This is a genomic window from Cupriavidus sp. FW305-26 (assembly GCF_058787975.1).
In genome coordinates, this window is the sequence record NZ_JBYTAH010000059.1 from 41689 (window position 1) to 50799 (window position 9111).

9 protein-coding genes are annotated in these 9111 nt (G+C 64.0%); 4 read left to right on the forward strand and 5 right to left on the reverse strand.

From position 1 onward, the window contains the following. Nucleotides 1-35: 35 nt before the first annotated feature. Together AC3WQZ_RS26625 and AC3WQZ_RS26630 are read right to left on the reverse strand one after the other, a co-directional pair. Nucleotides 36-470, reverse strand: coding sequence for a universal stress protein (locus tag AC3WQZ_RS26625; RefSeq protein ID WP_010810522.1), 435 nt, complete (start codon nucleotides 468-470; stop codon nucleotides 36-38). 174 nt (nucleotides 471-644) lie between these two features. After that, on the reverse strand, nucleotides 645-1598 hold the full coding sequence (locus AC3WQZ_RS26630) for a LysR family transcriptional regulator (RefSeq protein ID WP_010810523.1): 954 nt from the start codon (nucleotides 1596-1598) through the stop codon (nucleotides 645-647). A 281-nt stretch (nucleotides 1599-1879) separates the two neighbouring features. Here AC3WQZ_RS26630 and AC3WQZ_RS26635 point away from each other — a divergent pair, with 281 nt between their 5' ends. The 3 genes from AC3WQZ_RS26635 (at nucleotide 1880) to AC3WQZ_RS26645 (ending at nucleotide 5326) form a co-directional block, all read left to right on the forward strand. Then, nucleotides 1880-2581, forward strand: a complete 702-nt coding sequence (locus AC3WQZ_RS26635; RefSeq protein ID WP_010810524.1) for a haloacid dehalogenase type II — start codon at nucleotides 1880-1882, stop codon at nucleotides 2579-2581. Nucleotides 2582-2631: 50 nt separating this feature from the next. Continuing rightward, nucleotides 2632-4218 carry a malate synthase A gene (aceB, locus tag AC3WQZ_RS26640; protein WP_454749115.1) on the forward strand — a complete coding sequence of 529 codons (1587 nt, stop codon included), beginning with the start codon at nucleotides 2632-2634 and terminating at the stop codon, nucleotides 4216-4218. A 259-nt stretch (nucleotides 4219-4477) separates the two neighbouring features. After that, nucleotides 4478-5326, forward strand: a complete 849-nt coding sequence (locus AC3WQZ_RS26645; protein ID WP_439668008.1) for a class I SAM-dependent methyltransferase — start codon at nucleotides 4478-4480, stop codon at nucleotides 5324-5326. Nucleotides 5327-5460: 134 nt separating this feature from the next. On the opposite strand, the gene AC3WQZ_RS26650 is transcribed toward AC3WQZ_RS26645, so the two are convergent. The 3 genes from AC3WQZ_RS26650 to AC3WQZ_RS26660 form a co-directional block, all read right to left on the reverse strand. After that, on the reverse strand, nucleotides 5461-6156 hold the full coding sequence (locus AC3WQZ_RS26650; protein ID WP_439668007.1) for a dienelactone hydrolase family protein: 696 nt from the start codon (nucleotides 6154-6156) through the stop codon (nucleotides 5461-5463). Nucleotides 6157-6220: 64 nt separating this feature from the next. Beyond that, on the reverse strand, nucleotides 6221-6847 hold the full coding sequence (locus tag AC3WQZ_RS26655) for a cysteine hydrolase family protein (protein WP_492301557.1): 627 nt from the start codon (nucleotides 6845-6847) through the stop codon (nucleotides 6221-6223). 44 nt (nucleotides 6848-6891) lie between these two features. Further along, complete coding sequence (locus AC3WQZ_RS26660) at nucleotides 6892-7713, reverse strand: alpha/beta fold hydrolase (RefSeq protein WP_010810529.1); 822 nt, start codon at nucleotides 7711-7713, stop codon at nucleotides 6892-6894. A gap of 261 nt (nucleotides 7714-7974) precedes the next feature. Here AC3WQZ_RS26660 and AC3WQZ_RS26665 point away from each other — a divergent pair, with 261 nt between their 5' ends. Then, on the forward strand, nucleotides 7975-8931 hold the full coding sequence (locus AC3WQZ_RS26665) for a helix-turn-helix domain-containing protein (protein WP_439668006.1): 957 nt from the start codon (nucleotides 7975-7977) through the stop codon (nucleotides 8929-8931). The last annotated feature ends 180 nt before the right edge of the window (nucleotides 8932-9111 follow it).

Below are 9111 nucleotides of genomic sequence, written 5' to 3' on the forward strand. Positions count from 1 at the left end.
GCGGTTTTGCTTTGCTGGCGCTGTGCGCCCGGGGGTCAGCGGTAGACGATCACCGGGATGTCGGTATGCGTCAGCACCTTCTGCGTCTCGCTGCCCAGCAGCAGGCCGGACAACCCGCGCCGGCCATGAGATGCCATGAAGATCACGTCGCAGCCATGGCGCTCGGCCGCGTCGATGATGCCCAGGTAGGGCACCGCAAAGGTCGACATATCGGCGTCGAAGGTCACGCCCGCCGCCGTGGCCAGGTTCTCGACCTCTTTCAGATACAGCTTGGCCTGGTTCTCGATGCGGTCCTTGAAGGCCTGCGGGGCTTCGACCACGATTTCGCTGAACGGCGTGTAGGGGTACTCCTCCAGGCAGACATAGGCCGTGATGCGCGCGCCGATGGCCTTGGCGAGCTCCAGCCCGCCGTTGATGGCTTTCTTGGAGAGTTCCGAGCCGTCGGTGGGTAGCAGGATATGTTGGAACATGCGGGGCTCCTTTTCTGACTAGGGATCGGGGCAGGGCAGCCAGCTGGCATCGGCGGATGCCGGGGCGCCGGTAAGCGCCTGTCACGAATCCATTGTAGTCAGTGTGCCGAGAAGGGCATTGCGCGGAATCAATTGCAATGAAAGCGTCTCAGCACACCGGCAGGCGCCTATCCTTCAGTCCGCCAGGACCTCGGCGACCGGCGTGGGGGCTGCGGCCTGTTCGGCCCGGCGCCAGTAGGACGGGTTGCCGTAGGTGTTCTTCAGGTGATCGATAAACAGCCGCACCCGCAGCGGCAGGTGCTTGCGCTGCGGAAACACCGCATGGATGCCGATCGGCGGCGCCTGGAACTCGTCCAGCACCGTCACCAGCCGCCCGCTGGCGATCTCGCTGCCGACCTCCCACCAGGAGCGCCACGCCAGCCCGTTGCCTTGCAGGCACCACTCATGCAGCACCGCGCCGTCGCTGCATTCCATGGTGCCGCCGACCTTGACCGTGACCGCGCGGCCTTCCTCCTGGAACACCCAGCCACGCTGCACATTGGCGCTGGCGCCAAAGGCAAGGCAGTTGTGGCGCTGCAGGTCTTCCGGCGCCATAGGGCGCCCGGCGCGCGCCAGGTACTCGGGCGAGGCCACCACCACGCGGCGCGTTTCGGCCAGCCGGATCGATACCAGGCTGGAGTCGGGCAGGTCGCCCAGGCGGATGGCGCAGTCGAAGCCTTCATTGACCAGGTCGACCACGCGGTCAGACAGGTCCAGCGTGATCGACACATCCGGATGCGACTCAATAAACAGTGGCACCAGCGGCGCCACGTGCTTGCGGCCGTAGCCCGCCGGGGCGGTCACGCGCAGGTGCCCGCTGGCCTTGACCCCGCCCGCCGAGACGCTGGCCTCGGCATTGTGCAGGTCGTTCAGGATGCGCTGGCAGTCTTCCAGGAAGGCAGAGCCTTCAAAGGTCAGGCTGATCTTGCGCGTGGTCCGTACCAGCAGCTTGACGCCCAGGCGCTCCTCCAGCGCGTCGATGCGCCGCCCGATGATGGCCGGCGCCACGCCTTCAGCCGCCGCCGCTGCGGAAAGGCTGCCGCGCGACGCGACGGATACAAAGGTCTCCAGTTGTTTGAAGTGGTCCACAAATGTTTGCCTGATGTGCCTGCGGTGTGCCGGCACGGTCACGCAAGCGGTGGCGTTGCGTCCATATGGCCGGCAGTGAGGAGGATTTGGTGCGGAGTTTTGTTTTAGTCAGCCAAGATTAGTTGCCTAAAAGTAAAAGATCAAGTGACCCGCGACCACTTTGCCGCACTGCAGCGTCTCCCTACAATTCGATGCATTCAATGGTGTACAGAGCCACGCAACTGTGGTCTGCTCGTCCATCCACCCAGTCGCCCGTACCGTTGCAGGTTGCCCAGGCCCTCATGAACAAGATCCGCGCAGTCGTCTTCGATGCCTATGGCACGCTGTTCGACGTGTATTCCGTCACCGCGCGCGCGGAACAACTGTTCCCGGGCCGCGGCGAGGCGCTGGCGCTGCTGTGGCGGGACCGGCAGATCGACTACACGCGCATCCGCACCATGGCCGCCCCCGATGGCTCGCGCTACAAGCCGTTCTGGGCGATCACCGTGGACGCGCTGCGCTACGCCGCCGAGCGCCTGAACCTGACACTGGATGAAGCCGCCGAGGCGCAGCTGCTCAAGGAATACGCGTGCCTGTCCGCGTTCCCGGAGAACCTGGGAGCGCTCAAGCGCCTGCGCCGCGCCGGGCTGCCGCTGGGCATCCTGTCCAACGGCAATGCCGAGATGCTGGACATCTCGGTCAAGAGCTCCGGCATGCATGGCCTGTTCGACCACGTGCTGTCGGTGGACGCCGTGCGCCAGTACAAGACCGCGCCGGCCGCCTACGCGCTGGGGCCGCAAGCCTTCAGCCTGCCCGCCGAAGAGATGCTCTTTGTCTCGTCCAACGGCTGGGACGCCTGCGGCGCCACGTGGTTCGGCTACACCACGTTCTGGATCAACCGTGCCGGCCATCCGGCGGAGCGGCTCGACGTAGCCCCCTCCGGCACCGGGCACGACATGAACGACCTGCTTGAATTCGTCCGCGTCCGTGGCGTGGCGGTGTAGCAGGGTCCCTTCAACCAAGCCTTACCGCTATCGATCACAGGAGAAGACTGATGGCTATCACGCTGCCCGCGGGCATGAAGATTACCGGCGAGATCCTGCCGGCCTACGAAGATATCCTCACGCCGGAAGCCCTGGCCCTGGTAGACAAGCTGCACCGCGCCTTTGAGCCGCGCCGTCAGGAACTGCTGGCCGCGCGCGTGGAACGCGCCAAGCGCCTGGACGCCGGTGAGATCCCCGACTTCCTGCCGGAAACCAAGAGCATCCGCGAAGGCGACTGGAAGGTTGCCCCGATCCCCCAGGCCCTGGAATGCCGCCGCGTGGAAATCACCGGCCCGGTCGAGGCCAAGATGGTCATCAACGCCTTCAACTCGGGCGCTGACAGCTACATGACCGACTTCGAGGATTCCAACACCCCCAACTGGCACAACCAGCTGCAGGGCCAGGTCAACCTGAAGGCCGCCGTGCGCCGCACGCTGACCCTGGAGTCCAAGGGCAAGCAATACAAGCTGAACGACAAGATCGCCACCCTGCAAGTGCGTCCGCGCGGCTGGCACCTGGACGAGAAGCACGTCACCATCGACGGCAAGCGCATCTCGGGCGGCATCTTCGACTTCGCGCTGTTCCTGTTCCACAACGCCCGCGAGCAGATCGCCCGCGGCGCCGGCCCGTTCTTCTACCTGCCCAAGATGGAAAGCCATCTGGAAGCGCGCCTGTGGAACGACATCTTCGTGATGGCGCAGAACGAGATCGGCCTGCCGCAAGGCACCATCAAGGCCACCGTGCTGATCGAAACGATCCTGGCGGCGTTCGAGATGGACGAAATCCTGTATGAACTGCGCGAGCACAGCGCTGGCCTGAACGCCGGCCGCTGGGACTACATCTTCTCGTGCATCAAGAAGTTCAAGAACGACAAGGACTTCTGCCTGGCCGACCGCGCCAAGGTCACGATGACCGCGCCGTTCATGCGTGCCTACGCGCTGCTGCTGCTCAAGACCTGCCACCACCGCGGCGCTCCCGCCATGGGCGGCATGAGTGCGCTGATCCCGATCAAGAACGATCCGGAGAAGAACGCCATCGCCATGGAAGGCATCATCAGCGACAAGCGCCGCGATGCCACCGACGGCTACGACGGCGGCTGGGTTGCCCACCCGGGCCTGGTCGAGCCGGCCATGAAGGAATTCGTGGCAGTGCTGGGCGACAAGCCCAACCAGTTCGGCAAGCAACGCCCCGACGTGCAAGTGAAGGGCGCCGACCTGCTCGACTTCAAGCCGGAAACGCCGATCACCGAGCATGGCCTGCGCATGAACATCAACGTCGGCATCCACTACCTGGGCGCCTGGCTGGCTGGTAACGGCTGCGTGCCGATCCACAACCTGATGGAAGATGCTGCTACTGCCGAGATCTCGCGCTCGCAGGTGTGGCAGTGGATCCGCTCGCCGAAGGGCAAGCTGGAAGACGGCACCAAGGTGACGGCCGAGCTGGTGCGCAAGCTGATTCCGGAAGAGCTGGCGAAGGTGAAGGCACTGGTGGGTGGCGATACCAAGACCTATGACCGGGCTGCTGAGATTTTTGAGCAGATGTCTACGTCGGAGGATTTTGCTGAGTTTCTGACGCTGCCGCTGTATGAGGAAGTTTAAGCGGGTAGGGTGCTAGCAGGATGAAAAAACCGCAGCTTTGGCTGCGGTTTTTTCTTTTAGGATGCCGATCGAGTGTCCACTCAACTGTTGGAGTCGTTCAGGAAGGCGGTCACTCACTGGCACAGCCTCCAAATGTGCGCAGAACGTAAGCCTTCTGCGTGGAAGCCGCCAACTTGCGGGCGCTGGATGACGAGGGCCGCACGCATCGCTTGCGCACTACAATGCTCCTGTACAGGCGGCGTCCTGAGGGAGTCTCCAGATGACCGACAGCAGCGTGAAATTCAATCTTCGCAATACGTGGGAGTCGGCAGCACCCGGCTGGGCGAAGTGGGAGCATGTGTTTGCCACCAATCTTTCGGGCGCCACGGACACGCTCATCGATATGGCCGGTATCCGGCCGGGCATGCGCGTTCTCGATCTGGCCTGCGGTGCCGGCAGCCAGAGCATCCAGGCAGCGATGCGTGTGGGTGCCGGCGGCGAAGTGGTCGCCAGTGATATATCGGGCACCATGCTGGAGCATGTCCGCCGAAATGCCGCTCGTGCCGGTCTTCAGAATATCGAAACGCTGGAATGCGCAGTAGACGAATTGGACGAGACACTGGCGCCGTTCGACGCGGCAATGTGTCGATTGGGATTGATGCTTTTCCCGTCACCTGGTGAGGCATTGGAATCTGTCCGACGCGTACTCAAGCCTGGTGCGCGTTTCGCGGCGCTGGTCTTCACGACGCCGGCCAACAATCCCTTTATGGCCCAGCCGATGGCGATCCTTCTACGCCACGCGGGCAAGTCTCCGCCCGCCCCCGGACAACCTGGAATCTTCGCACTGGGAGGCGATGGCGTGATGGAGCGCCTGATGAACGACAGCGGTCTTGGCGATGTGAAAACACAGCATGTTCGAGCGCAGCTCGTCTTGCCGAGCGCGTCCGATGCTCTGCAACTGATGCAGGAAGCCGCCGGGGCATACCGGGCTGTGGTAGCGGACCTCGACGTCGCGGCGAGATTGAGGGCCTGGAACGAGGTTTATGAATGCCTTAAGCAGTTCGACGTCGGTGAAGGCTTCAAGACCGAGCTTGAACTCATCATCGGGTCAGGCGCCAAGCCAGGATAGTTTTCGCCCGTTGGAGACTGAGGGTCGCCTGCGGGCTTAATCGCGTCGCCTCATGCGCGACACGGTACGACCGGAACGGGACCGCAACGGCGCCGTTCCCGGTCCCGCCGGACGGAGCGTGGTTGCGGCGCAGGCTATGGCATAGCCTGGAAGAATGAAAGCGTCCGGGCATTGGCCCGTTCGGCGGCGTCGGCGACATAGTGGACGCCCTGGTTTCGCGCGAAGGCGTGCATGCAGCCGGGATACGTGTGTATCTCGACATTGGGCTTGTCCGACAGCGCCGCGACGATCCGCGCCCGCGCTTCCGGCGGCACGAATTCATCTTCCTCGGCGATATGCATCAGCAGCGGCGTGGTGAACGTCGCGGCCTCGCCGAGATGCTTGTCGATGCCGACGCCGTAGTAGGAGACAGCCGCTTCGGCATTGGTGCGGACTGCGGTCAGGAATGCCAGCAGTCCGCCAAGGCAGTAGCCGACCGTGCCCACGCCGCTGGTAATGTCGTCCAGCCGCCGCGTGAACTGGATGGTCGCATCCAGGTCGCCCACGCCCGCATCGACATCGAAGGCCTGGTAGAGCGCCAGGGCCTTCTGCCATTCCGCATCGCTCTTGTCGGTGAGTTCGACGTTCGGCTGCTGGCGCCAGTAGAGATCCGGGCAGATGGCGGTGAAACCGTGTTGCGCGAAATGATCGCAGGTGGCACGCATGTCGTCGTTGATGCCGAAGATCTCCTGGATCACCACAATGGCCTTGCCGTTGGCCGCTGATGTCGGCCTGGCAAGGTAGGCCCGGAAGCTGCCGTCCGCTACGTCGATCGATGTGTACTCGCCCATGATGCCTCCTGTTATGCGGGGGTTTTGCCCATGCGGGCAGCCGTCAATGTAGCGCAATTCCCCGTCAGCGCGCGCCCAGCGCGGAGAGCAATGCGGCGGTGGTCAGGATGGCATGCGCGAACGTGGGCCCGTTGATCTCATGCGCGGCGTGCAAGGCTTCCGGCGAGAATGCCGCGGTCGCGTCCCGCACCAGGGTCACGTGGTAGCCAAGTTCCGCCGCGAACCGCCCCGTGGCTTCGATGCAGGTGTTTGCCAGCAAGCCCACCAGGACGACCTGCCGGATGCCGTGCTGCTTGAGCTGGAAATCCAGGTCCGTGTTGGCGAAGCCGCTGCCGCCCCAGTGCTCATGGACAATCACGTCGCCGGCCATGGGGCGGAAATCAGGATGCCAGTCCCCGCCCCAGGTGCCTTCGGCAAAGACCTGCGCGCGGCTGGCACCGAGCTGGTAGGGGCTGGCGTGCTGCCAGCCGAGATGCTCGTCCGGGCGGGCGCGATGGTGCGGCACGTAGAACACCTGTATGCCGCGCGAACGCGCCGCGCTGGTCACCGTACGCAGATTTGCCAGCGTCCCGAGTTTGTCCGCCACCGGCTTGGCCAGGCCGTTCAGCTTGCCGCCTTCGCTCAGGAAATCGTTGTACGGATCCACCAGCAGAAGCCCGGTGGACTCGCTGGTGTAGGCGGGGCCTGTCATGATCGTCCTCCCTGGCACTGGCAATCGTGCCTCTGCGACACTGGTCAGCGTTGCACGAACGCCAGCAGATCGTTGTTGATGAGATCCGGATGGGTCGTGCACATGCCATGCGCCAGGCCCTTGTAGACCTTCAGGGTGCCGTTGCGCAGCAGCTCCGCGCTCAACGGGGCCGAGGCCCCGATGGGCACGATCTGGTCGTCGTCGCCGTGCATGACCAGCACCGGCACGTCGATCGCCTTCAGGTCTTCGGTGAAGTCAGTTTCCGAGAATGCCTTGATGCAATCGTATTGGGCCTTGACCCCGCCCATCATGCCCTGTCGCCACCAGTTGTCCTTCACGCCTTCCGAGACCTTCGCGCCATCGCGGTTGTAGCCATAGAAGGGCACCGGCACTTCCTTGTAGAACTGGGCGCGGTCGGTGGCTACCCGCTCGCGAAAGCCGTCAAACACCTCCACCGGCAAGCCCCCCGGATTGGCGTCCGTCTTGACCATGATCGGCGGTACGGCACCGATCAGGACCGCCTTGGCCACGCGCCCGGCGCCATGCTTCGCGACATAGCGTGCCACTTCACCGCCGCCAGTCGAGTGGCCGACATGGACAGCGTCCTTCAGGTCGAGGTGCGCAACGAGCGCGGCCACGTCGGCGGCGTAGGTGTCCATCTCATTGCCGATGGCGGTCTGGGTGGAGCGGCCGTGGCCGCGGCGATCGTGCGCAATGACCCGGAACCCCCTGGCCAGGAAGAAATGAAGCTGGGCATCCCAGTCGTCGGCGGTCAGGGGCCAGCCGTGATGAAAGACGATTGGTTGCCCCGCGCCCCAGTCCTTGAAGTAGATCTCGGTCCCGTCCCTGGTTGTAATCGTTCCCATGGCTTGCTCCGTCTGAAGGGGATTGGAAAGCCCGCGGCGGCTCGAGGACCCGATGTGTGCGATCGTCGCCAGCCTGTGCGCTGGCGGCATGGCAGCCTGCTTCACGGTCGGCAACCATCGCGGTGACGGCCATTATTCTCCTGGACTCTGGCCAGACGCTACGTAAAATCGGCAAATCGGATGGCGCCTGCCGAGCCTGCGCCAGGTGTCAGCCATCCCGCCGCAGGGCACTCCAATCCACCTGAGCGCAAGAGGGTGACGATGACCAACGCCAGCTATGCGGAGTTCGATGAATTCGAAGCGTCACTGTATGGCGTAAACGGCCGGTACATGCTGCGCTCGGCGCAGCGACGGGACTGGCGCCTGCGTGTGCTCGAGCTGAATGGCGTTGCCTTGATGGCTGGACAGGAAGGCGCCGCGACGATCTACAGTGGCGCAGGCATGCCGGGATGCTTCAACCTGTTCCTGCCGCTGAGCGGACATGAATGCACGGTGGTCGACGGGCGCCGGTTCGACCGCCGTGCAATCGGCTGGATGGCGCCGGACCGCATGTTCCATATCGACGCCAGCCGCCCGGCAAGCTGGATGACAATCTCCATGCCATGCGAGCTCGTCTGCCGGTGGATGGCGACATACGCAGACAATGCCGACTTGTCATTGCTCGCCCGCAATCTTGTCTTGACCGGCGGTCCAAGCTTGGGCGCCCTGCTTGCGCTGACCCAGCGCCTGCTCTTCATCGATGATCGCCAGCCTGCCCAACTGCATCACCCGGCTGGCGAGCAGACCGCACGCAGCGAACTCCTCCGGCTCGCGTTCAACACCCTGCTGCCGCTAGCCGCGCGTAGCACCGACACTGCCAGGCACCAGAATCACCGGCGCATCCTGAGCCAGGCCATGGACTTGCTGGCAGCGGCGCGGCACACGCCCATCCTGCTTGAAGATCTGTGCGCAGCTACCAGTGCCTCGGAACGTACCATTCGCAACGTGTTCAACCGGTACGTCGGCATCAGCCCCCACCGGTACCTGGTGCTCCACCGCTTGCACCACGCGCGCCAGGCGCTGAAGCATGCCAAGGCAGGCGAGACGGTCACGAGCATCTGTATGCGCTTCGGGGTCTGGGACATCGGCCGGTTCGCCATGCAGTACCGCCGGCTGTTCGGCGTGCTGCCCAGCCAGACGCTGCGCGCGTCGCATCTCCGCATGCAGGCGCCACACTAGGCCGATGCCCGGCCTGGGTGCCTACTCGAAGAACATCTCGAAGACCTGCGTGCGCAAAACCACTGGATGGCCGCATCGCGGTGGTAGCCCGATCCCATTTTTATGGTTCATCGCCGATCTGCGTGACCGTTTAGAAACAAAAAGGGCCAACAAGCCCACCACTGTTATCTTGGAGTTGCG

Coding starts and splice junctions, on each gene's coding strand:
- AC3WQZ_RS26625 (WP_010810522.1), bottom strand. CDS start 470: ATGTTCCAACATATCCTGCTACCCACCGACGGCTCGGAACTCTCCAAG.
- AC3WQZ_RS26635 (WP_010810524.1), top strand. CDS start 1,880: ATGAACAAGATCCGCGCAGTCGTCTTCGATGCCTATGGCACGCTGTTC.
- aceB (WP_454749115.1), top strand. CDS start 2,632: ATGGCTATCACGCTGCCCGCGGGCATGAAGATTACCGGCGAGATCCTG.
- AC3WQZ_RS26645 (WP_439668008.1), top strand. CDS start 4,478: ATGACCGACAGCAGCGTGAAATTCAATCTTCGCAATACGTGGGAGTCG.
- AC3WQZ_RS26650 (WP_439668007.1), bottom strand. CDS start 6,156: ATGGGCGAGTACACATCGATCGACGTAGCGGACGGCAGCTTCCGGGCC.
- AC3WQZ_RS26655 (WP_492301557.1), bottom strand. CDS start 6,847: ATGACAGGCCCCGCCTACACCAGCGAGTCCACCGGGCTTCTGCTGGTG.
- AC3WQZ_RS26660 (WP_010810529.1), bottom strand. CDS start 7,713: ATGGGAACGATTACAACCAGGGACGGGACCGAGATCTACTTCAAGGAC.
- AC3WQZ_RS26665 (WP_439668006.1), top strand. CDS start 7,975: ATGACCAACGCCAGCTATGCGGAGTTCGATGAATTCGAAGCGTCACTG.